This is a genomic window from Streptomyces blastmyceticus (genome assembly GCF_039521185.1).
Classification (GTDB): domain Bacteria; phylum Actinomycetota; class Actinomycetes; order Streptomycetales; family Streptomycetaceae; genus Streptomyces; species Streptomyces blastmyceticus.
On sequence record NZ_BAAABW010000001.1, the window covers coordinates 397,488 to 419,750 of the forward strand.

Sequence of the window (22,263 nt, forward strand, 5' to 3'; positions counted from 1 at the left end):
CCACCGGGAACGATGGATTCCTTTATCCCTGACTCACGTGCTACAACAGGTCTAAACCACTGAGTGGTGTAGACCAGATTGCGGGCCGTCCCCCCTTCCCCCCGAGCGCCCGCCTCACCTGGAGGAATCCGATGAGTAAGAGCGCCAAGGCGGCGAAGACGGCGCCTGATGACGCCGCGCCGGAGAAGAAGAAGTTCGGCTCCGGTGCCATGGCAGTCGCGCAGCGCATCGGCCGCAGCCTGATGCTGCCGGTCGCGGTGCTGCCCGCGGCCGCGCTGATGGTCCGCCTGGGCCAGGACGACATGCTGGGCCGGAAGTCCTTCCCGGAGTTCCTGAACAAGATCGCCGAGTTCATGTCCGCCGGTGGCGGCGCCATCCTCGACAACATGGCGCTGCTGTTCGCCGTCGGTGTCGCGATCGGCTACGCCAAGAAGTCGGACGGCTCCACCGCGCTGGCCGCCGTGGCCGGTTACCTGGTCTTCCAGAAGGTGCTCGGCACCTTCACCGACGGCAGCCTGCCGAAGAAGGAGGCCGTGGTCGACCACAAGGTCGCCATGGTGGAACAGGCGGTCGACGCCAAGGTCCTCGGCGGCATCGTGATGGGCCTCGTGGTCGCGCTGCTCTACCAGCGCTTCTACCGCACCAAGCTGCCGGACTGGGCGGGCTTCTTCGGCGGCCGCCGCCTCGTGCCGATCCTGTCGTCCTTCGCGGGCCTCCTCATAGGCGTGGCCTTCGGCTACATCTGGCCGGTGCTCGGCACGGGTCTGCACAACTTCGGTGAGTGGCTGGTCGGCTCCGGCGCGGTCGGCGCGGGCATCTTCGGTGTCGCCAACCGCGCGCTGATCCCGATCGGCATGCACCACCTGCTGAACTCCTTCCCGTGGTTCCAGGCCGGTTCCTACGACGGCCCCAAGGGCCCCGTCAACGGCGACATCGCTCGCTTCCTCGCGGGCGACCCGAACGCCGGCCAGTTCATGACCGGCTTCTTCCCGATCATGATGTTCGCGCTGCCGGCCGCCTGCCTGGCGATCGTGCACTGCGCCCGCCCCGAGAACCGCAAGGTCGTCGGCGGCATGATGTTCTCGCTCGCGCTCACCGCCTTCGTCACCGGCGTGACCGAGCCGATCGAGTTCACCTTCATGTTCATCGCCCCGGTGCTGTACGCGATCCACGCGGTGCTGACCGGTGTCTCGATGGCGCTGACCTGGGCGCTCGGCATGAAGGACGGCTTCGGCTTCTCGGCCGGTGCGATCGACTTCCTGCTCAACCTCGGCATCGCGTCCAAGCCGTGGCTGCTGGCGCTGGTGGGTCTGTGCTTCGCGGCGGTCTACTACGTGGTCTTCCGCTTCGCCATCATCAAGTTCGATCTGAAGACGCCGGGCCGCGAATCCGAGGAAGAAGCGGCCGAGCTCAAGGCCTGACACTCCCCCGGGAAATCCCGGAATCGATAACAGCGAGAAGGGCCCCTGGAATCCCATGGATTCCAGGGGCCCTTCTCGCTATCGCCTTTTAAATGCCATTACCTCGGCTAAATCTCGTAGACGGCGCCCGACTGTGCCAGCTCAACCGGTCCGGCATAGACGGACCGCGCGTCGCGGAGGTTCGTCAGCGGGTCCGTCCACGGCGGGATATGGGTGAGCACCAGCCGTCCGACACCGGCGCGGGCGGCGTGTTCCCCGGCCTCGCGGCCGTTGAGGTGGAGGTCCGGGATGTCCTCCTTGCCGTGGGTGAACGACGCCTCGCACAGCAGCAGGTCGGCGCCCACGGAGAGCTCGTGGAGGGCCTGGCAGGGGCCGGTGTCGCCGGAGTAGACGAGCGCGCTGCCGTTGTGCTCGACCCGGAACGCGAACGCCTCGACGGGGTGGCGGACCCGGTCCGTGCGGACGGTGAGCGGGCCGAGGGTGAAGCTGCCCGGCTTCAGGGTGCGGAAGTCGAAGACCTCCGCCATGCAGCTCTCGTCGGGCACGTCGCCGTAGGCGGTGGTGAGCCGCCGCTCGGTGCCCTCCGGGCCGTGGACGGGGATGGCCTCCGCCCGGCCGCCCTCGTGCCGGTAGTAGCGGGCGACGAAATAGCCGCACATGTCGATGCAGTGGTCGGGGTGCAGATGCGACAGCAGGATGGCGTCGAGGTCGTAGAGACCGACGTGGCGCTGCAATTCGCCGAGGGCGCCGTTGCCCATGTCGAGGAGCAGCCGGAAGCCGTCGGCCTCTACGAGGTAGCTCGAACAGGGTGATTCCGTGGACGGGAACGACCCCGAGCATCCGACGACGGTGAGCTTCATGCGGGCCTGAACCTCCGTGGGCTGGTTACGGGGGGCCATGCGGTCCGTCGAGCGTAAGGCGCGAAGTCGGCGGTCGCTCCTCCGCGAGGTTCGGTTGTGGTTGAAGTCACCGGTACGGACGCGTATGCCGCGGGGCGGCGGTGTCGAGACTACTCCCGGCCAGGCTGGTCCCGCCCCTGCCCCGCGGGCGGCGGCGCACCCGCGGGGCAGACGGTGTCGGGCGGTGTCAGGCCCAGAGTTCGCCCTGCAGGGCGGCGACGGCCTCTTCGTCGGTGGCCGCGGTGTAGACGCCGGTGGAGAGGTATTTCCAGCCGCCGTCGGCGACGATGAAGACGATGTCGGCGCGCTCACCGGCCCGTTCGGCCTTGCGGGCCACCCCGAGCGCCGCGTGCAGGGCGGCGCCGGTGGAGACCCCGGCGAAGATGCCCTCCTCGGCGAGGAGTTGCCGGGTGCGGCGGACGGCGTCCTCGGAGCCGACGGAGAAGCGCGTGGTGAGCACGGACTCGTCGTAGAGCTCGGGCACGAAGCCCTCGTCGAGGTTGCGCAGCCCGTAGACGAGGTCGTCGTAGCGGGGCTCGGCGGCCACGATCCGTACGCCGGGGACGTGCTCGCGCAGGTAGCGGCCGGCGCCCATGAGGGTGCCGGTGGTGCCGAGACCGGCGACGAAGTGGGTGATCTCGGGGAGGTCCGCGAGGATCTCGGGGCCGGTGGTCGCGTAGTGCGCGCCCGCGTTGTCGGGGTTGCCGTACTGGTAGAGCATCACCCAGTCGGGGTGCTCGGCGGCCAGCTCCTTGGCCATCCGTACGGCGGTGTTGGAGCCGCCCGCGGCGGGCGAGGGGATGATCTCGGCGCCCCACATGGCGAGCAGCTGGCGGCGCTCCTCGCTGGTGTTCTCCGGCATGACGCAGACGATGCGGTAGCCCTTGAGGCGGGCCGCCATGGCCAGCGAGATGCCGGTGTTGCCGGAGGTGGGCTCCAGGATGGTGCAGCCGGGTGTGAGCCGGCCCGCCCGCTCGGCCTGCTCGATCATGTGCAGGGCGGGCCGGTCCTTGACCGAGCCGGTGGGGTTGCGGTCCTCCAGCTTGGCCCAGATCCGGACGGTGCCGGACGGGGAGAGCCGCGGCAGGCGGACGAGCGGGGTGTTGCCGACCGCTGCCAGCGGGCTGTCGTAGCGCACGGGGCTCCCGCCGCTCAGACCATGCCGCCGGCGACCGCCGGGAGGATGGTGACGCTGTCGCCGTCACCGAGCTCGGTGGTGATGCCGCCGAGGAAGCGGACGTCCTCGTCGTTGAGGTAGACGTTGACGAAGCGGCGCAGTTCGCCCGACTCGTCGACGAGGCGCTCGCGGATGCCGGGGTGGCGGGCGTCGAGGCCCTTGAAGAGCTCGTCGATCGTGGCTCCTTCGCCCTCGACGGCCTTCTTGCCGTCGGTGTAGGTGCGGAGGATGGTCGGGATGCGGACCTCGATGGCCATGGGTGTGCTCCTGTCGGAGTGCGGGGAGGGGCGGCGACGGGAAGGCGTGCGCGCCGCGGGGGTCACGCGGCGGCGCCGCGCGGACACAGCGCACCGGCGAGCCGGCACAGGTCGACGTGGAGCCGCGCCGTGAGCAGCGTGCTGCCCGGCGTCCTGTCGCTCACGTTGTCGGCAACCATGGGCGCATCGTATCGATTCCCTGTGCGCGCCCCGGAAGTTCGTCCCGGCATGCGGACCTCGTGGTCTCAGTAGGCAGTCACGACGCGGACCTCTTCCTCGGTCACCTCGCCGTCGACGATGCGGAAGGACCGGAACTGGAAGGGTCCGGCGCCGTCGGTGTCGGCGGTGGAGACGAGGACGTAGTGGGCGCCGGGCTCGCCGGCGTAGCTGATGTCCGTGCGGGAGGGGCGGGCCTCGGTGGCGGTGTGCGAGTGGTAGATGACGACGGGTTCCTCGTCGCGGTCGTCCATCTCGCGGTAGAGCTTGAACAGGTCGGCCGAGTCGAACTCGTAGAAGGTGGGCGAGCGGGCCGCGTTGAGCATGGGGACGAACCGCTCGGGCCGGTCGCCGCCTGCGGGACCCGCGACCACGCCGCACGCCTCGTCGGGGTGGTCGGCGCGGGCGTGGGCGACGATCCGGTCGTGGAGGTCCTGGGTGATGGTCAGCATGGGGGCAAGGATAAGCACCGGGGCCCGCCCGTACCTGGGGAGGTACGGGCGGGCCCCGGTGCTTGCGAGCGCCTGTGTCAGGCCGCGTGCTCCGCCTCGGCGCGGGTGGCCGCGGCGAGCTGCGCGTAGTGCTCGGAGGACTTGCGGACGAACGCCTCCGGGTTGCGGCGCTTGAGGCCGTAGTAGGAGACGACCATGAGGGCGGCCCAGATCGGGGCGCAGTAGAGCGAGACCCGGGAGTCCTTGTCGATGCCCATCAGCACGATCACCATGAAGATGAAGGCGAGTGCGAAGAGGCTGGTCCAGGGTGCGCCGGGCGCCTTGAACTCGGACTGCGGCAGGACGCCCGCGTTCGCCAGGCGGCGGTAGCGGAGCTGGGCGACGAGGATCATGATCCAGGCCCACATGCCGGAGATGGTGGCGAAGGAGACGACGTAGGTGAACGCCTGGCCGGGCCACTGGTAGTTGATCCAGACGCCGACGAGCATCAGCGCGGCGGAGGCGGTGGTGCCGCGCAGCGGCAGGCCGTTCTTCGTGAGCTGGGCGAAGAACTTCGGGCCCTGGCCGTTGAGCGCGAGGTCGCGCAGCATGCGGCCGGTGGAGTACATCCCGGAGTTGCAGGAGGACAGCGCCGCGGTGAGGACGACGAAGTTGACGATGCCGGCGCCCGCGGGGAGGCCGATCTTCTCGAAGGCGGCCACGAAGGGGCTGACGCCGGGCATGAACTCGGTCCACGGGACGACGGCGAGGATGATGATGAGCGCGCCGATGTAGAAGACCGCGATCCGCCACGGGACGGTGTTGATCGCCTTGGGGAGCGTCTTCTTGGGGTCCTTGGCCTCGCCCGCGGTGACGCCGACGAGCTCGACGGCGAGGAAGGCGAACATCACGATCTGCAACGTCATCAGGGTGCTCTTGATGCCGTTGGGGAAGAAGCCGTGGTGCGACCAGAGGTTGGTGAAGGTGGCGGTGTCACCGGCGTCGGAGAAGCCGAGGGTGATGACGCCGATGCCGATCAGGATCATGCCGATGATGGCGGTGACCTTGACCATGGAGAACCAGAACTCCAGCTCGCCGAAGAGCTTCACGGAGATCAGGTTGGCGAAGTAGAGGACGACCGTGAAGCCGAGGGCGGAGGCCCACTGGGGGATGCTGCCCTTGGACCAGAAGTTCACGTAGGTCGCGGCCGCGGTGACCTCGGTGATGCCGGTGACGACCCAGAAGAGCCAGTACGTCCAGCCGGTCACATAGCCCCAGAAGGGGCCGAGGAATTCGCGGGCGTAGTCGGAGAAGGAGCCCGAGACCGGGCGGTACATGAGCAGCTCGCCGAGCGCGCGCATGATGAAGAAGATGACGAGGCCGGCTATCGCGTAGGCCAGGATCAGGCTGGGTCCGGCCTTGTGGATGGCCGTGCCCGCGCCGAGAAAGAGGCCGGTGCCGATGGCTCCGCCGATGGCGATCATTTGAATCTGGCGGTTGCCCAGTCCCCGCTGGTAACCCTCGGAAGCGTCCTGTCCGCTTCCGTCCTGCCGTGCGGCCTCCGCGTTGGCGGTGCGGTCCGCGACCTGCTCAGAGGTCATGGTGGTGCGCCTTTCTCCATACCGGTCCGAGCAATTCGGACCGGGTCCAGATCCCCCCGGATGGAGTCCTGCATGCCGACGGTCGGCCGGCGAAGCGCTCCCGCCGCGACATGGGTGGCGTCGCGGAGGCAGGTCGTGAAGATTTATCACGTGGCGCAATGAGATCGTCTACCCGCGTGTGGCCGAGGCCACATTTAAAGTAGGACAAAAGTAAAAAGGCCGCCCATTGGCGGCCACTACGGTAACTCGATCGTTATCCGGAATTGAGCGTTCGCTGAGCGAACACCCCTCGAGGAGTGTTCGCATTCCGGACGGAATCGCGGGGTCCGCAGGAGGGCCCCGCGGGCGCCCCCGTCAGGGCATCAGCGCCTCGACGAGGGTCTCCTGCAGGCCCCCCAGCCAGAGGTACGCCATGACCATCGGCTTGCGCGGGTCCTCGTCCGGCAGCCGGAAGAGGGTGTCGCTGTCGTCCTCGTCGGCGATTTCCAGCCGGGTGCCGATGGCGAGCCGCAGGTCGTTGAGCGCGCCCAGCCACTGGCGGCAGTCCTCCGGCGAGAGCCGCAGCACCGCGCCCCGGTCGCCGCCGACGGTCAGCGAGTCCAGCGAGCGGACGACGCCGAGGGCGTCCTCACGCTTGCGGGCCCGCAGGTCGTTCTCCGTGTAGCGACGGAATTCGGCCGCGTGCGCGCGCTCCTGCGGATCCTGCCGGGCACCCGGCTCACCGTACGCATCGGGAAAGAGCCGGGCGAGGGCGGGGTCGGTGGGCGGCTCGCTGGGGCCCTCCGCGAAGAGGCGGGCGAGCGGGTCGGCGTCGTCCGGGCCGTGCCCGTCCCCCGGCCCGACGAGCTCCAGCAGCTGCACGGCGAGGCTGCGCAGGATGGAGATCTCGACCTCGTCCAGGGCGACGGCGGCCCCGCCGCCCGCGAGCGGCTCGAAGTGCCCGGCCATCAGCGGTCCTGCGACAGCGTCGCCCACAGGCCGTATCCGTGCATCGCCTGCACGTCACGCTCCATTTCCTCGCGGCTGCCGCTGGAAACGGTGGCGCGGCCCTTCTCGTGGACGTCGAGCATCAGCTTGTGTGCCTTGTCCTTGGGGTATCCGAAGTAGGCCTGGAAGACATACGTCACATAACTCATAAGGTTGACGGGGTCGTTGTGAACCAACGTGACCCAGGGAACGTCGGGCTCGGCCACCGCGTAGGGCGCCTCGCTCGACTCGGGACGTTCGATCTCAACAGGGGCAACGCTCACGCCTCCCATGCTGCCACTCACGCCCGGCCGCCGCACAAACGGGGTCCCGGCAAACGGCCCTCCTAGAAATCGTCAGAGTGACGAGTATTCGCGGTAGCATCGTCGCGAAGGAGCAGGACGGGAAATGCGAGGTAGGGCGAAGTGAACGCTGCGGACCTGGGACTGCCGGTGGCTGTGCCGTCGACATCCCTCTTCACCGACCGTTACGAACTCACGATGCTGCAGGCCGCGCTGCGGGCCGGGACCGCGGAGCGCCGCTCGGTGTTCGAGGTCTTCACCCGCCGGCTGCCCGAGGGCCGCCGCTACGGCGTCGTGGCGGGCACCGGCCGGGTCCTGGACGCCGTGGAGAACTTCCGCTTCGACGCGGACGTCCTGGCGTTCCTGGCCGACAGGGGCATCGTCGACGAGCCCACGCTCGCATGGCTGGCCGACTTCCGCTTCCGCGGCGACATCTGGGGCTACCCCGAGGGCGAGGTCTACTTCCCCGGCTCGCCGGTCATGCGGGTCGAGGGCAGCTTCGCCGAGGCGGTGCTGCTGGAGACGGTGATCCTGTCGATCCTCAACCACGACTCGGCGGTCGCCGCCGCGGCCTCCCGGATGTCGGCCGCCGCGGGCGGCCGGCCGCTGATCGAGATGGGCGCGCGGCGCACCCACGAGCTGGCGGCCGTCGCCGCCGCCCGCGCCGCCTACGTGGGCGGCTTCGCCAGCACCTCCGACCTGGCGGCAGGCTTCCGATACAACATTCCGACGGTGGGCACCAGTGCGCATGCCTTCACGCTGCTGCACGACAGCGAGCGGGACGCCTTCACCGCACAGGTCGACTCGCTCGGCGGGGGCACCACCCTTCTGGTGGACACCTTCGACGTGACCGAGGCGGTCGACACGGCCGTGGAGATCGCGGGCCCGGAGCTGGGCGCGGTGCGGATCGACTCCGGTGACCTGCTGCTGCTCGCCTACCGCGTGCGGCAGCAGCTCGACGCCCTGGGCGCCTTCAAGACGAAGATCGTCGTGACCAGCGACCTCGACGAGTACGCCATCGCCTCGCTGGCCGCGGCCCCCGTGGACGCCTACGGCGTGGGCACCCAGCTGGTGACCGGCAGCGGGCACCCCACCTGCTCGATGGTCTACAAGCTGGTGGCCCGCGCGGACTCCGGCGAGCCGGACGCCGAGCTGCGGCCGGTGGCGAAGAAGTCGATGGGCGGCAAGACTTCCATCGGCGGCCGCAAGTGGGCGGCCCGCCGGCTCGACGCGGACGGCGTGGCCGAGGCCGAGGTCGTGGGCACCGGCCCGGTGCCGGCGGAGCTCGCGGACCGGCAGCTGCTCGTGGAGCTCGTACGGGACGGCAAGGCCGTCGCCCGGGAGCCCCTGGACGCGGCCCGCGACCGGCACACGGCGGCGCGGGCGGGGCTGCCGATGTCGGCCACCCAGCTCTCCCGCGGCGAGCCCGTGCTGCCCACGGAGTACGTCTGACGGGCGGGTCCGGCGGGCTGACCTGGGCGCGCGGGTCCGGGTGCGCGGCCCGGGTGCGCCGAGACCCCCTCCCAATACGCCACGGGAGTCACTACCCTCGGTCACAGCGACTTGATCCGCACTGTCGGCCGAGGGCCCTTCACAAAGGATCCGCACTATGCAGCGTGCACTGATCATCGTCGACGTGCAGAACGACTTCTGCGAGGGCGGCAGCCTCGCGGTGGCCGGCGGGGCCGACGTGGCCGCCGCCATCACCGATCTCGTCGGTGAGGCCGCCCCGGGCTATCGGCACATCGTCGCGACGCGCGACCACCACATAGATCCCGGCGATCACTTCTCCGACCATCCGGACTTCGAGCACACCTGGCCGGTGCACTGCGTGGCCGGCACGGAGGGCAGCGGCTTCCATCCGAACGTCGCGCCCGTCATCGCCTCCGGCGCCATAGAGGCCGTCTTCGACAAGGGCGCCTACGCGGCGGCGTACAGCGGCTTCGAGGGCACCGATGAGAACGGCACGACGCTCGGCGACTGGCTGCGCGAGCGCGGCGTGACCGAGGTCGACGTCGTCGGCATCGCCACGGACCACTGCGTACGGGCCACCGCGCTGGACGCGCGGGCGGAGGGCTTCGCGACGCACGTCCTGCTGGACCTGACGGCGGGGGTCGCCCCCCACACGACGGAGAAGGCCCTGGAGGAGCTGCGGTCGGCGGGCGTCGAGCTCAGCGGCAAGCCGGTCGTCTCCGGCGGGTGAGCCGCCCGCAGGGCCGCACTAGGCCGCGCCCGCGCGTCGGCGGCGGGGGAAGAGGGTCGCTATGGGATGCCAGGACTCCGTGTCGTCGCCCGGGTCCGCCCGCCACACCAGGCCGTCGGGGTGGTGCAGCACGGCGGTTATCTCGTCCGGTGTGGGCGGCTCGCTGTTGCCCCGGAGGTAGACCGCCCGCAGGCCGAGGTTGCGCAGGCGGGTGAGCGCCCGCGCGCGGTTCACCGCGTGGACCAGGACCCGCACGCGCCCGCCGGCCGGTGCGGCGCCGCCCGGAGGCGTCGGCAGCGACAGGGCGACGACCACGCTGCCGCCCGGCAGCTTCATGAACCCGCCACCCGCCATCCGCGCCACCTCTCCCCCACCTGTGTCAATAAGGGCGTCACGACAGTCATCTAAACGCGATCGGCCGCCGCCCGCTAGAGGGCGACGGCCGATACGTCTCTGACCTGCGAAAACGCGGTTTTCGAGGGGATTACTTGGTGGACGGGCCCACCTGGATCGTCATCGTGGAGCCGTTCAGCGCCTCGGTGAGGATGCGGATCCGGGTGTTGGTGTCAGTAACCCGCACCCCGCCCGTCGGGTTGCTCTCGTCGTAGTACGAGCCCTTGCGGTCGTCGAAGACCGGCGTGCCGAGCTTGCCCTTGACGCGGGTGGCGACGCCGTCGTTGTGCACGGTGTAGCCCTGCGCCGGGAACCAGCTGAACGTCGAGTCGTACGCCTGGAAGCGGTTGCGCATCAGCGAGCCGTCCGCCCACTTCTCCGCCTTCGGGTGGGCGTCGACCGGCAGGATGCGGCCGGTGCCCGGGTGCAGGCCGACGTTGTTGTCGGGCTGCGAGGTGTCCCACTTCCAGATCAACAGGCCCTTCTGGTACGGGAAGTGCTCGACCCAGCCCGGCCTGGTGCTCTTCCAGCCGAAGTTGTACGGGCCGACCTTGAGGGTCTGGTCGTACGACACGTACTGGCGGTTCTCGGCGATGTAGTACTGCGGGTACTCCTTGGTGAAGGACTCGCCGATGCGCGAGAAGCCCTTCGCGGTCCAGCCGTTGTCGTCGCCCTCGGCACCGTCCGTGAAGAGGGTCGCGCCGTCGGCGGTGAGGCTGATGGCGTCCGCGGTGAAGCCCTTGCCGGAGGTACCGCCGTCCGTCTGGTAGCGGAAGCGCAGGTCGATCTTCTTGCCCGCGTAGGTGTCCAGCGGGTACGCCAGCTTCTTGTACGCGCCGGAGGTGCCGGTCAGCGCGGGCCGGTCGCCGCCGTCGCGGGTGATGGCCTTGCCGTCGGCGGTGCCCTCCAGCGGGGTCCAGTCGGCGCCGCCGTCGGTGGAGACCTCGGCGTAGAGGTAGTCGTAGTTGGCCTCGATGTCCCACCAGCCCGAGAGGTCCAGCTGCGCCTTGGACCTGCCGGTGAGGTCGACGCTGCGGGTCAGGGTGTTCTTCAGATCGTCGCCCTGGCCGCCCCACCACTGCTTGCTGCCCTCGGCGGGCTTCACCACGTCGGTCCTGACCGCCTTGTCGGGCAGGTCGACGACGAGCGCCTGCTTGTCCTTGGTGTTGTACTCCGCCACGCCCAGCTTGTGCGTCGACTTCGTCGCCGCCTTCGCCTTGTCGTAATTGAGCCAGCCCAGCTGGAGCTTGTCCCAGGCGCTCATGTCGCCGGGCAGGTCGCCGATGGAGTCCTTGCCGGTGCCGAGCCAGGAGCCCGACGACATCAACGACCAGTAGTCGACGGACGATTCGCCCTTGCCCGTGGTGTCGTACTCGTCGGGGAGGCCCAGGTCGTGGCCGTACTCGTGGGCGAAGACGCCCAGGCCGCCGTTCTCCGGCTGCATGGTGTAGTCGCCGACCCAGACGCCGGTGTCACCGATCTGGGTGCCGCCGGCCTTGTTGTTCGCCGGACCGGTCTTGCCCGCGTCGGAGCCGTAGGCGTACCAGCGGTGGGCCCAGATGGCGTCGGTCTTCTGCGCGCCGCCGCCGGCCGACTCGTCCTCGCCGGCGTGCACGATCTGGAAGTGGTCGATGTAGCCGTCGGGCTCGTTGAAGTTGCCGTTGTGGTTGTAGTCGTTGCGGTCCCACTGGTCGTACTGCGCGAGCGTCGCCTTGATGTCGGCGTCGCTGCGGCCCGCGGCCTTCTGGTCCTCGACCCACTTGTTGACGGCGTCGCGCACCAGGTCCCAGGCGCTGGGGCAGTTGGTGGAGCCGCAGTAGTTGGACCCGTAACGGGCCTCGTTCCACGGGACCCTGACCCAGTCCGTCACCTGGCCGTCGACCGAGTAGCGGCCCGAGGACTGCTTCTCGTAGTACTTGGCGAGGGACTCCTTCTTCTTGTCGTGCGAGAAGTAGAGGTCCTGGTAGTGCTGGCGGTTGTAGTCCTTCTGCCAGGCCGTGCTGTTGTCCTTCGCACGGTCCGGCTGGGCTATCTGATTGTGCGCCGGGCCCGGGGTGCCGCCGTACTTCTTCACGGGCGGCTTGGGGCCGTCCGGCCCGTCCGGGTCGTACATCGTGGTGTCGTCGACCTTGTCGCCGAAGTCCACCAGGATCGTGAAGATCTTGTCGGTCTTCTGCCGGGCCAGCTCGACGTACTTGCCCTTGCCCAGCTGGACGACCTGCGAGCCGCCCCGCTGCTCGGTCTTCGCGTCCCCGGCCAGCACCTTGTCGAGGGCGGCCTTGCGCTGCGCCTCGTTCTTCTTGCTGAAGGGGCCCTTGAGGTCGTGCTCGACGCCCTGCGGGGCCTGCGCCGGGTCATGGCGCTCGACGGCGGCGGGCCGGTCCGCCCCTGCCGCTCCGGTCGCGCTCGCCACCTGCGCCGAAAGGGTCGCCGCGCCCAGCGCGACGACCGTGGCCACGGCGGCGGATCTGACGACCCTCCGTTGGCTGCTCTTCACTTGTCTTTGACCTCCCCTGTAACAACCGTGGAGGTATTTGACAGGAGACGCACAGGAAAAGACAGATCTTGACTGCGGACGTCAACAGCAAGTACGTTATGCGATCTTTAAGTTACGGATTTCGGACATCAACGGGCGCGGCCATCTCACCTGTTGGACAGGCGCGTGTCCGTGTGCGCCCCCCGTGCTCCAAGACCGTGGATTAGGTCACGCTTACCAGCAGTTCCGCTCGGGCAGACAGGTCCGTAGAGTCGTTTTGGTGTACGCACCAGTCGGCTCCGCACCCCACACGCTGCCCCGAGGACGGATCCCGCCATGCCGCGTCCGACCCCCGCACAGATAGCCTATGGTTCGGCCACCGTCGTCATCTCGACCCTCGCCATGCTGCTGCTGTCGCAGACGCGAACAGGGCCCGGGATCGCGGTCATTGCCCTTGTCGCCCTCACGCTCGGACTGCTGGTCGCCGTGACCGTGCCGATGCCCCGGACGTCCCTCCGTGCCAGGGTCCGCAGGACCCGCGCGGCCGGGGCGGAGCGGGTGCCGGGACAGCGCGGGCCCCTTCCGGCCGAGGCCCGGATGAGCGAGCACTCACTGCGCGGTTGAGACCACCACGGTCTTGGCCGCCTTGTCGTGAATGCATTGGTGATATGGCTTGTCCCACGTGCACCACAACACATTGACCAGCCAGAAGACGAAGCCACAGCAGGGGACGACTTCGGGCAGGGAGTAGACGGCGGCGCGCGTCCAACCCGGTGTGCCTTCGGGGACCGCGCCGTTCTCCAGCATCGCGACCCGGATGTGCATGGCCATCTTGCCGACGGTCTGACCGCGCGTGGTCAGCATCAGCCCTTCGTAGACGAAGTAGACGACGGCGATGATGATGCCGAGGCTGGTCGACTTGCCGTTGTTGTTCGCCAGGTCCCAGTCCCAGCCCCAGGTGGCCGCCGAGAAGACGGCGCTGACCGGGATGGACACGAGCAGACCGTCGATGATCCGGGCGACGAGCCGCCGCCAGCGGGCCGCGAGCGGTGGCATGCCCGCGAGCGGGTCGGTGGCGCCGAACTGGTCGCCGTAGGGATTGCCGGGCCCGCCGCCGGGAGCACCGGCACCGCCGTACGGATCACCGCCGTACGGACCGCCGGAGGGCGGCACCCCGCCTGAGGCGCTGCCGTACGGGCCACCGCCCGGGGCACCGCCCGGAGCGCCCGCACCCGGGCCGCCGTAGGGGCCGGGGCCCGGGCCGCCGGAGGGCGGCGGCTCGGACGGCTTCTTCAGGAACGGGTCGTCCTCTGGCGGCTCTCCGGTGCTCATGCCCCGAGTAGAACCCACCGCTCCGGTGGCCGCATCCGGCCGTATGCCGTTCGAGTGCAGTGGCGCGCCGGGCGCTCAGCGGCTGTTGGACGCCACGAACGTACGGGCCGCCTTGTCGTGCCAGCACTGCCGCCAGGGCCGGTCGAACAGGCACCACAGGGCATTGAGCACGCCGACGGCCAGCACGCCCAGCACGCCGTAGACCAGCCAGCGCCGCACGGCCTGGCCGAAGGAGGGGGTGTCGTGCGACTCGATGCCCAGCACCCGCACACCGCACAGCTTCTTGCCCGGCGTGCGACCCCACTTGGCGGTCGGCAGCGCCTCGTAGACCAGCCCGGCCACCAGCAGCACGGCGAGCACGATGCCGAGATACGGGCCGGTGGTGCCGTCGAGCAGCCAGACCGTCACCGTCTGCCCGGACTGCTTGGCCTGCTGCACCTTGGTGTCGATGTGGTCGGCCGCCTTGTTCCACAGCGGCACGGCCACGGCACCCACGACAGCGCCGAGCACGGCCGAGTCGACCAGGCGCGCCAGGAGGCGGCGGCCGAGCGGGGCGGGCCGGCCCTGCTCCTGCGCGGCCCGCAGGAACGGGTCGTCCTTGGGCGGCTTCCAGGGCGCGGGGGCCTCGCCGCCCCGCGGCGCGGTGCCCGTCCGGGGCCGCGCCGGAGCGGCGGGCTTCTGCTGCGCCAACTGGTGCACCTGCTGCGCCCAGCCGCCGGAGGCGGGCCGCTCGGACGCCGGGGCGGGCAGCGCCTGCCGCTCGGGGACGGGCGGCAGGACGGGCGCCTCCCGCTCGGGACGCTGCCGGTCGCGGGAGGCGTCCCGCAGGGCCTCCTGGGCGCGCGGCGGCGCCTCCTGCGGGCGGGGCGCGCCTTCGCCGCGGCGGTCGGGCCAGGGCTGCGGCGCGGGCGAGGCGACGGGCTGCGGGCTCGAGGACGCGCGCAGCTGGATCGTCCCGCCGGGCCGGGCACCGGAGCCCGCGGCGGGCGGGGCCTCGCTCCGCCCGGACGGCGGGCCGTCCGGCGTACGCGCCTCCTGGGCCGCGGGGACGCGGGGGTCGCGGGCGGCGGGGATCATCGGCCCGCTCGCGTCGTCCCAAGGGGCGCGGGCGCCGCGTCGGGCACCGCCGTCGCCGGTGCGCGGATCCACCGCTTCCGCACGGGCCTCCCGCAGGGCGGGCTCCTCGTCCAGGAACATCGGCCCGGTCTCCTCCGGCAGCGGCCCGCCCGGCGGCGTGGACTCCGAACGCCCCGGGGTGGGCGGCACCGGCGCGGCGAGCGCGGGCGCCGACGGCGCGAAGCCGGTGGGCGGCGCGGGCAGCGGCTCGCCCTCGGCGGGCGCGGGCCGGCTCGTGCCGGGCACCCAGGCGGCGCCGCTCCAGTACCGGATATAGCCAGGAATGGACGGGTCCGGGTAGAAGCCCTCCACAGGGCTGCTGTCGGCGGATCCTGAGGTAGGAGCGCTCATGGTGTCCGATGTCCCGTATCTGCTCGGCCGTGCTGGGTGTCGTGTCGTGGGCGGGCGGCTGGCGGACCCTCAGTCTGCCGCACGCGCGTCACGTCCTGCGCGCTGCTCCGGTACCTCGTGACCTCAATGCACAAAAGGCAACCCGGGGCGCTCCGGACAGGTCTACCAGACGGCTCTCTCCTCTGCGGCCGTCCCGCGGGCGGGACCACTCACACGTGCGACCGGTGGGCGTGAGAAGTTCGGGAATCGATGATGCGAAGTCGCGTAATGGTGTGGGGGTCGGCGCGCTCTATCCGGTGCGGGCCCGTTCGCGAGGGGCCACGCACCGAGGAACGCAGAGCAGAGAGGGCGCACTTCATGCACACCGTGGTGGAACGAGAGCTGGAGATCGACCTGGTGCTGTCGCCGGACCGCACCATTCCGGTGCCCTGCCGGCTGAGCTATCGCACGGCCGATCCGTACGCCGTCAACATCACCTTCCACGTCACCTCCGACTCCCCCGTGAGCTGGACCTTCGCGCGCGACCTGCTCATGGAGGGCCTCTTCCGCCCGGCGGGGCACGGGGACGTACGGGTGTGGCCGACGGTGGCGGAGGGGCGCAATGTCGTCTGCATGGCGCTGTCGTCGCCGGACGGGGACGCGCTGCTCGAAGCGTCGGCGAGAGCGGTCACGGGGTGGCTGGAGCGGACACTCCGGGCGGTGGCGCCGGGTTCCGAACACGTGCCGCTGGACGAGACGCTGCGGGAGATCCTGGGCGCGTGAGCGGGGCCCGGGGCCGCGCCCCGGGAAACGGACGTCTGACCTAGGTGTGAAAGCGCCGTGCCCGGAGGGCTAGAGCACCTTGCCCGGGTTGAGGATGCCCAGGGGGTCGAGGACGGCCTTGATGCCGCGCTGGACCTCCATCGCCACCGGGCCGAGCTCCCGCGCCAGCCACTCCCGCTTGAGGACGCCCACCCCGTGCTCCCCGGTGATCGTGCCGCCCAGCGAGAGACCCAGCGCCATGATCTCGTCGAAGGACTCCCGCGCGCGCCGCGCCTCGTCCTCGTCGGCGGGGTCGAAGCAGACGACGGGGTGGGTGTTGCCGTCGCCGACGTGGGCGCAGACGCCGATGGTGAGGCCGTACTTCTCGGCGATGGCGGCCGTGCCGTCGAGCATCGCGGCGAGCCGTGAGCGGGGGACGCACACGTCGTCGATCATCGTGGCGGCCTTGAGCGCCTCCAGGGCGGGCAGGGTGAGCCGCCGCGCCTGGAGCAGCAGTTCGGACTCGGCGGGCGAGTCGGCGGGTACGACCTCCGTCGCCCCGGCGGCGGTGCACAGCTCGGCGACGGCGGCCAGGTCGGGCGCGGGGTCGGGGGTGTCGAAGGCGGCGAGGAGCAGGGCGGCCGTGCTCTCGGGGAGGCCCATGTGGGCCATGGCGTTGACGGCCTGGAGCGAGGTGCGGTCCATCAGCTCAAGCAGCGAGGGCGCGTGCCCGCGGCCCATGATCTCGCGGACCGCTTCGCAGGCGGCCGCGGTGGAGGGGAACTCCGCGGCGAGCACGAGCTGTTGGGGCGGCGCGGGCTTCAGGGCGAGTACGGCCTTGACGACGACGCCGAGGCTGCCCTCGGAGCCGACGAAGAGGCGGGTGAGGTCGTAGCCGGCAACACCCTTGGCCGTGCGGCGGCCGGTGGTCAGCAGCCGCCCGTCGGCGAGGACGACGTCGAGGCCGAGTACGTACTCGGCGGTCACGCCGTACTTCACGCAGCACAGGCCGCCGGAGGCGGTGCCGATGTTGCCGCCGATGGTGCACTGTTCCCAACTGGACGGGTCGGGCGGGTAGTAGAGGCCCTGTTCGGCGACGGCGCGGGAGAGCACGGCGTTGACGACGCCGGGTTCGACGACGGCGATCCGCTCGACGGGGTCGATCTCCAGGATCCGGTCCATCTTCACGAGCGACAGCACGATGCAGTCGTCACTGGCGTTGGCCGCGCCGGAGAGTCCGGTGCGGGCTCCCTGCGGGACGACGGGGACTCGGTGCGCTGTTGCTGTGCGCATGATGTGTTGTACGTGCTCGACGGTGCGGGGCAGTACGACGACGGCGGGTCTTCCCGCTTCGCAGAAGCTGGCCATGTCGTGGGCGTAGGAGGCGGTGACGTCGGGGTCGGTCAGCACCGCTTCCGCGGGGAGCGCTGCGCGCAGCGCGCCGATGAGTTCGTCCATAGCGGGTTTGTTCCCCCACCCCGCCCCTTCCCGAAACCGGGGCTCCGCCCCGGACCCCGGTCCTCAAACTCCCCCAGCTACCGCTGGGAGGTGCCCCCACGGGCTGGATTTTCCAGCCCGTCCGGCGTTTGACGACACCGCGCGAAGATCAGAGATTGCCCCGCTTCTCCTGCTCCCTCTCGATCGCCTCGAAGAGTGCCTTGAAGTTGCCCTTGCCGAAGCCCATCGAGCCGTGGCGTTCGATCATTTCGAAGAAGACGGTCGGGCGGTCCTGCACCGGCTTGGTGAAGATCTGGAGCAGGTAGCCGTCCTCGTCGCGGTCGACGAGGATCTTCAGTTCGCGCAGGGTGTCGACGGGGACGCGGGTCTCGCCCGCCCAGTCGCCGAGCGTGTCGTAGTAGGAGTCGGGCGTGTCCAGGAACTGGACTCCGGCCGCCCGCATGGCCCGTACGGTCGCGACGATGTCGTTCGTGGCGAGCGCGATGTGCTGCACGCCGGGGCCGCCGTAGAACTCGAGGTACTCGTCGATCTGCGACTTCTTCTTGGCGATCGCGGGCTCGTTCAGCGGGAACTTCACCTTGCGGGTGCCGTCCGCGACGACCTTCGACATGAGCGCGGAGTACTCGGTGGCGATGTCGTCGCCCACGAACTCCTTCATGTTGGTGAAGCCCATGACGTTGTTGTAGAAGGAGACCCACTCGTCCATCTTGCCGAGTTCGACGTTGCCCACGCAGTGGTCGATGGCCTGGAAGCGGCGCGGGCCGGGCTCGACGATCGGCTCCACGGTCTCGAAGCCGGGGAGGTAGAGGCCGGTGTAGCGGGAGCGGTCGACCAGGGTGTGGACGGTCTGGCCGTAGGTGGCGATGGTGGCGAGGACGACCGTGCCGTTCTCGTCCGTCAGCTCGTACGGCTCCTTGACGCCGGTGGCGCCGTGCTCGACGGCGTAGGCGTACGCGGCGCGCGCGTCCGGCACCTCGATGGACAGGTCCACGACGCCGTCGCCGTGCTCGGCGACGTGCGCGGCGAGGAAGCGGCCGTGGTCGGTGGCCGCCTTGATGACGGAGGTGAAGACGAAGCGGGCGCTGCCGGACTCCAGGACGTAACTCGCGGTCTCGCGGCTGCCGTTCTCCGGTCCGGAGTAGGCGACGCGCTTCATCCCGAAGGCGGTGGAGTAGTAGTGCGCGGCCTGCTTGGCGTTGCCGACGGCGAAGACCACCGCGTCCATCCCCTTGACCGGGAAGGGGTCGGCCTGCCGAGCGGTGTGAAGGGTGTGATCCGTGGTCTGTGTCATGGCCGCAGGTTCCCGCCGATCCACAAGGTGCGCAATAGTTCGCGCATTTACTGGGCAGGATGCATAGCGTATGCACGGTTACGCCGGGCGTTCTGTACACGATGACCACAGGGAGGCGGCCATGGCGATCGATCGTTTGGACGGCAGGCTCATCGAGCTGCTCGCCGAGGAACCACGCATCGGGGTGCTGGAGGCCTCTCGCCGCCTGGGAGTCGCGCGCGGTACCGTGCAGGCGAGGCTCGACCGCTTGCAGGCTCAGGGGGTGATCCGGGGGTTCGGGCCCGACGTGGACCCGGCGGCGCTCGGTTATCCCGTCACCGCCTTCGCGACGCTGGAGATCAAGCAGGGCCAGGGCGCGGACGTGCGGACCCATCTGGCGACGGTCCCGGAGGTGCTTGAGCTGCACACCACGACCGGACACGGGGACATGCTCTGCCGACTGGTCGCACGCTCGAACGCCGACCTCCAGCGTGTGATCGACCGGGTTGTGGGTTTTGATGGCATTGTCCGGGCTTCCACGGCGATCGTGATGGAGAACGCGGTTCCCCTGCGGATCATCCCTCTGGTGAAACAGGCGTCGGAGGACCCCTACCGGCCCTGACGCGGCTTTTCGGCGACGACTCTCCCGGCGACGGCACACGGCGATGGCGAGGAGTGAGCGGGTGAGCTTCTGGAGATATGTCGGCAACCGGCACGCCCAGCTGCTGGCCGATACGTATCAGCACGCGAGCGCCGTCTTCCAGTGCATGGTGGTGGCCACCCTGATCGGGGTGACGATCGGCGTGCTCACCTACCGCAGCGAATGGGCCGGCGACCTCGCGGTCACCGCGACCGCGACGCTGCTGACCATCCCCTCCCTGGCCCTGATCGGCCTGCTGATCCCGCTCACCGGGCTGGGCGTCGCGCCCACGGTCACCGCCCTGGTGCTCTACGGGCTGCTGCCGATCGTCCGCAACGCGATCGTGGGGCTGCGCGGGGTGGATCCCTCGCTGGTCGACGCGGCGAAGGGCATCGGCATGTCGCGGCTCGCGCGGCTGTTCCGCGTCGAGCTGCCGCTCGCCTGGCCGCCGATCCTCACCGGCATCCGGGTCGCCACGCAGATGCTGATGGGGATCGCCGCGATCGCCGCGTACGCCTCCGGGCCCGGCCTCGGCAACGAGATCTTCCGCGGCATCTCCTCGCTGGGCAGCGCCAACGCGCTCAACCAGGTGCTGGCCGGAACGCTCGGCATCGTCGTGCTCGCCCTGCTCTTCGACGCCGCGTACGTACTGATCGGGCGGCTGACCATCCCGAGGGGGATCCGTGCCTGAGCCCGGACCGGCCCCCTCCGCGGCCGGCGCGCCCTCGGGCGCCACCATCCAGCTGGAGAACCTCACCAAGCGCTATCCGGGCACCTCGGCGCCCGCCGTCGACTGCGTCAACATGGAGATCAAGGCCGGTGAGCTGGTGGTCTTCGTCGGCCCTTCCGGCTGCGGCAAGACCACCACCATGAAGATGATCAACCGCCTGATCGAGCCGACGTCCGGCCGGATCCGGATCGACGACGAGGACGTCACCGACATGGACCCGGTCAAGCTGCGCCGCAAGATCGGCTACGCCATCCAGTCGTCCGGCCTGTTCCCGCACATGACCGTCGCGCAGAACATCGCGCTCGTACCGAGGATGACCGGCTGGTCCAAGGCGCGCATCGGCGCCCGGGTGGAGGAGATGCTCGACCTGGTCGGGCTGGACCCCGGCGAGTTCCGCGGCCGCTATCCGCGCCAGCTCTCCGGCGGTCAGCAGCAGCGCGTCGGGGTCGCCCGCGCGCTGGCCGCCGACCCGCCCGTCCTCCTGATGGACGAACCCTTCGGCGCCGTCGACCCGATCACCCGCGACCACCTCCAGGACGAGCTGATCCGGCTCCAGCACGAGCTGCACAAGACGATCGTCTTCGTCACCCACGACTTCGACGAGGCCATCAAGCTCGGCGACCGGATCGCGGTGCTCCGCGAGCGCTCGCACATCGCCCAGTTCGACACCCCGGAGGCCATCCTCACCAACCCCGCCGACGACTTCGTCTCCGGCTTCGTCGGCGCGGGCGCGGCGCTCAAGCGGCTCAACCTCACCCGCGTACGGGACGTGGGCGTGGTCGCCTTCCCCACCGCGACCATCGACGACCCGCTGCAGTCCATCTTCGACAAGCTGCGCACCGGCACGACCAACGAGGTACTGCTCCTCGACCGGCACCGCCGCCCGTACAAGTGGCTGCGCCGCGGCGACCTGATGCGCGCCAAGGGCTCACTGGCGCGGGCCGGGACCCTGGTGCACGACACGGTCACCCGCGACGCGACGCTGCGCGACGCGCTGGAGGCGGTCCTCATCGACAACGCCGGGCGGGTGGCGGTGACCGGGCGGCGCGGGGAGTACGAGGGGGTGGTCGACATGGAGACCCTCATGAACTCCGTGCACGAACTCCTGGAGGAGGACCGCCTGGACGCCGTGGAACACCAGCACCGCCTGGAGGAACAGCGCGCCCAGCAGACCCGCCAGGAACAGGAGGGCGGCACGCCGGGGGAACCGGGGGAATCGGAGTGAGGGCGCGGCAGGCTCGTCCGGTGGCGGGCGTACGGGGGAGGGCCGCATGACGTGGCACAGACAGCCGGGGCGGCCACCCGACGGGCAGCGGCCCGCCGGGGAGCACGAGGTGCGGGGGGTCGCGTTCCGCGACCTCGGCGGGCTCGACGACCCGGCCCTCGACCACGGCGACCGCACCGGCGGAGGCCCGGGCGGCGGGCGGCCGCCGGACGACACCGCGGCCGGCGACCACAGCCGTCGCCTCACCTGGCCGAAACTGACCGTCCTCCCGGTGATCGTCTTCGCCGTCCTGTTCGCCACCTGGCTCTGGTTCCAGGGCGCGGACCTCGACTCCATCGCCCGCAACTCGATCGCCAACGGCAACGTCTGGCTGCGGCTGCGCCAGCACATCGTGCTCACCGTCGTCTCGACCTTCTTCGTCCTGATCATCGCCATCCCGCTCGGCATCCTGCTCACCCGCCGCCGGGTGCGCCGCGCCGCGCCCGTCGTCATGGCCGTCGCCAACATCGGCCAGGCCACCCCCGCGATCGGCCTGCTGGCGCTGCTGGTGATCTGGATGGGCATCGGGATGCGCGCCGCGCTCGTCGGCATCGTGATCTACGCCGTGCTGCCCGTGCTGGCCAACACCATGGCGGGCCTGCGGGCCATCGACCCGACGCTGGTGGAGGCCGCGCGCGGCATCGGCATGTCCGCGCTCGGGGTGCTGGGCAGGGTCGAACTCCCGCTGGCCGTACCGCTGATCCTCGCGGGCGTGCGCACCGCGCTCGTCCTCAACGTCGGCACGGCGACGCTCGCCTACTTCGGCGGGGGCGGCGGGCTCGGCGACCTGATCGCGTCCGGCATCACCAACCAGCGGATGTCGGTCCTGGTCCTGGGGTCCGTGCTGACCGTGGCGCTGGCGCTGGTCGTGGACTGGCTGGCGTCACTGGCCGAGATCCTGCTGAGGCCGCGCGGCCTGGAGGGAGGTGGCTGAGGTGACGGCGACGACACGGCGTACGGGCCTCGCGGCGGCGGCCCTCGGCTGCGCGCTGCTGCTCCCCCTCACGCTCGGCGGCTGC

The 22,263-nt window shown here is 70.4% G+C and carries 23 protein-coding genes; 9 read left to right on the plus strand and 14 right to left on the minus strand.

Annotated elements, in window-relative coordinates:
* Positions 1-131: 131 nt before the first annotated feature.
* On the plus strand, positions 132-1,421 hold the full coding sequence (locus ABD269_RS01805; protein ID WP_344115304.1) for a PTS transporter subunit EIIC: 1,290 nt from the start codon (positions 132-134) through the stop codon (positions 1,419-1,421).
* Between the two features lie 107 nt (positions 1,422-1,528).
* On the opposite strand, the gene ABD269_RS01810 is transcribed toward ABD269_RS01805, so the two are convergent.
* From ABD269_RS01810 to clpS, 8 genes are all read right to left on the minus strand, one after another.
* The gene (locus tag ABD269_RS01810; RefSeq protein WP_344115306.1) at positions 1,529-2,281 is read right to left on the minus strand and encodes an MBL fold metallo-hydrolase; all 753 of its coding nucleotides are present in this window, start codon (positions 2,279-2,281) and stop codon (positions 1,529-1,531) included.
* A 226-nt stretch (positions 2,282-2,507) separates the two neighbouring features.
* On the minus strand, positions 2,508-3,458 hold the full coding sequence (locus ABD269_RS01815; protein WP_301887208.1) for a PLP-dependent cysteine synthase family protein: 951 nt from the start codon (positions 3,456-3,458) through the stop codon (positions 2,508-2,510).
* Between the two features lie 14 nt (positions 3,459-3,472).
* Positions 3,473-3,754: a MoaD/ThiS family protein gene (locus tag ABD269_RS01820; RefSeq protein WP_344115309.1), complete on the minus strand. Its 282-nt coding sequence runs from the start codon at positions 3,752-3,754 to the stop codon at positions 3,473-3,475.
* 62 nt (positions 3,755-3,816) lie between these two features.
* Positions 3,817-3,933 (minus strand): putative leader peptide, encoded by a 117-nt coding sequence (locus ABD269_RS01825; protein WP_338059126.1) that lies wholly within the window; start codon positions 3,931-3,933, stop codon positions 3,817-3,819.
* 66 nt (positions 3,934-3,999) lie between these two features.
* On the minus strand, positions 4,000-4,422 hold the full coding sequence (locus tag ABD269_RS01830; protein WP_344115312.1) for a M67 family metallopeptidase: 423 nt from the start codon (positions 4,420-4,422) through the stop codon (positions 4,000-4,002).
* A gap of 77 nt (positions 4,423-4,499) precedes the next feature.
* Entirely contained in the window at positions 4,500-6,002 is a 1,503-nt protein-coding gene (locus ABD269_RS01835; RefSeq protein WP_301887205.1) for an amino acid permease, read from the minus strand.
* A gap of 354 nt (positions 6,003-6,356) precedes the next feature.
* Positions 6,357-6,950: a DUF2017 domain-containing protein gene (locus ABD269_RS01840; protein ID WP_344115428.1), complete on the minus strand. Its 594-nt coding sequence runs from the start codon at positions 6,948-6,950 to the stop codon at positions 6,357-6,359.
* Positions 6,950-7,261 carry an ATP-dependent Clp protease adapter ClpS gene (gene clpS / locus ABD269_RS01845; protein WP_344115430.1) on the minus strand — a complete coding sequence of 104 codons (312 nt, stop codon included), beginning with the start codon at positions 7,259-7,261 and terminating at the stop codon, positions 6,950-6,952. The genes ABD269_RS01840 and clpS overlap by 1 nt, the downstream gene beginning before the upstream one ends.
* 132 nt (positions 7,262-7,393) lie before the next feature.
* Between clpS and ABD269_RS01850 the strand changes: the two genes are divergently transcribed.
* Together ABD269_RS01850 and ABD269_RS01855 are read left to right on the plus strand one after the other, a co-directional pair.
* Positions 7,394-8,722 carry a nicotinate phosphoribosyltransferase gene (locus ABD269_RS01850; RefSeq protein WP_301887204.1) on the plus strand — a complete coding sequence of 443 codons (1,329 nt, stop codon included), beginning with the start codon at positions 7,394-7,396 and terminating at the stop codon, positions 8,720-8,722.
* 157 nt (positions 8,723-8,879) lie between these two features.
* On the plus strand, positions 8,880-9,473 hold the full coding sequence (locus tag ABD269_RS01855) for an isochorismatase family protein (protein ID WP_116212019.1): 594 nt from the start codon (positions 8,880-8,882) through the stop codon (positions 9,471-9,473).
* An 18-nt stretch (positions 9,474-9,491) separates the two neighbouring features.
* Here the strand turns inward: ABD269_RS01855 and ABD269_RS01860 are convergent, their stop codons facing one another.
* Together ABD269_RS01860 and ABD269_RS01865 are read right to left on the minus strand one after the other, a co-directional pair.
* Complete coding sequence (locus ABD269_RS01860) at positions 9,492-9,827, minus strand: hypothetical protein (RefSeq protein ID WP_344115316.1); 336 nt, start codon at positions 9,825-9,827, stop codon at positions 9,492-9,494.
* A 130-nt stretch (positions 9,828-9,957) separates the two neighbouring features.
* Entirely contained in the window at positions 9,958-12,363 is a 2,406-nt protein-coding gene (locus ABD269_RS01865; RefSeq protein WP_344115318.1) for an immune inhibitor A domain-containing protein, read from the minus strand.
* A gap of 315 nt (positions 12,364-12,678) precedes the next feature.
* On the opposite strand from ABD269_RS01865, the gene ABD269_RS01870 reads away from it, so the two are divergent.
* The gene (locus tag ABD269_RS01870; protein WP_301887202.1) at positions 12,679-12,966 is read left to right on the plus strand and encodes a hypothetical protein; all 288 of its coding nucleotides are present in this window, start codon (positions 12,679-12,681) and stop codon (positions 12,964-12,966) included.
* On the opposite strand, the gene ABD269_RS01875 is transcribed toward ABD269_RS01870, so the two are convergent.
* Together ABD269_RS01875 and ABD269_RS01880 are read right to left on the minus strand one after the other, a co-directional pair.
* Positions 12,952-13,674 carry an RDD family protein gene (locus tag ABD269_RS01875; protein ID WP_344115321.1) on the minus strand — a complete coding sequence of 241 codons (723 nt, stop codon included), beginning with the start codon at positions 13,672-13,674 and terminating at the stop codon, positions 12,952-12,954. The two genes, ABD269_RS01870 and ABD269_RS01875, sit on opposite strands and share 15 nt — an antisense overlap.
* A 75-nt stretch (positions 13,675-13,749) precedes the next feature.
* Positions 13,750-15,141 carry an RDD family protein gene (locus ABD269_RS01880; protein ID WP_344115323.1) on the minus strand — a complete coding sequence of 464 codons (1,392 nt, stop codon included), beginning with the start codon at positions 15,139-15,141 and terminating at the stop codon, positions 13,750-13,752.
* Positions 15,142-15,498: 357 nt separating this feature from the next.
* On the opposite strand from ABD269_RS01880, the gene ABD269_RS01885 reads away from it, so the two are divergent.
* Positions 15,499-15,903 carry an SsgA family sporulation/cell division regulator gene (locus ABD269_RS01885; protein ID WP_301887199.1) on the plus strand — a complete coding sequence of 135 codons (405 nt, stop codon included), beginning with the start codon at positions 15,499-15,501 and terminating at the stop codon, positions 15,901-15,903.
* A gap of 69 nt (positions 15,904-15,972) precedes the next feature.
* Here ABD269_RS01885 and ABD269_RS01890 read toward each other — a convergent pair whose 3' ends face one another.
* Together ABD269_RS01890 and hppD are read right to left on the minus strand one after the other, a co-directional pair.
* Entirely contained in the window at positions 15,973-17,340 is a 1,368-nt protein-coding gene (locus ABD269_RS01890) for an FAD-binding oxidoreductase (RefSeq protein WP_344115324.1), read from the minus strand.
* Between the two features lie 148 nt (positions 17,341-17,488).
* Complete coding sequence (gene hppD, locus ABD269_RS01895; RefSeq protein WP_344115325.1) at positions 17,489-18,631, minus strand: 4-hydroxyphenylpyruvate dioxygenase; 1,143 nt, start codon at positions 18,629-18,631, stop codon at positions 17,489-17,491.
* 121 nt (positions 18,632-18,752) lie between these two features.
* Here hppD and ABD269_RS01900 point away from each other — a divergent pair, with 121 nt between their 5' ends.
* From ABD269_RS01900 to ABD269_RS01915, 4 genes are all read left to right on the plus strand, one after another.
* Complete coding sequence (locus ABD269_RS01900; RefSeq protein WP_116212028.1) at positions 18,753-19,232, plus strand: Lrp/AsnC family transcriptional regulator; 480 nt, start codon at positions 18,753-18,755, stop codon at positions 19,230-19,232.
* Positions 19,233-19,293: 61 nt separating this feature from the next.
* Positions 19,294-19,941, plus strand: coding sequence for an ABC transporter permease (locus tag ABD269_RS01905; protein ID WP_301887195.1), 648 nt, complete (start codon positions 19,294-19,296; stop codon positions 19,939-19,941).
* Positions 19,934-21,205: an ABC transporter ATP-binding protein gene (locus ABD269_RS01910; protein WP_301887194.1), complete on the plus strand. Its 1,272-nt coding sequence runs from the start codon at positions 19,934-19,936 to the stop codon at positions 21,203-21,205. The genes ABD269_RS01905 and ABD269_RS01910 overlap by 8 nt, the downstream gene beginning before the upstream one ends.
* A gap of 46 nt (positions 21,206-21,251) precedes the next feature.
* Positions 21,252-22,178, plus strand: a complete 927-nt coding sequence (locus ABD269_RS01915; protein ID WP_344115326.1) for an ABC transporter permease — start codon at positions 21,252-21,254, stop codon at positions 22,176-22,178.
* The last annotated feature ends 85 nt before the right edge of the window (positions 22,179-22,263 follow it).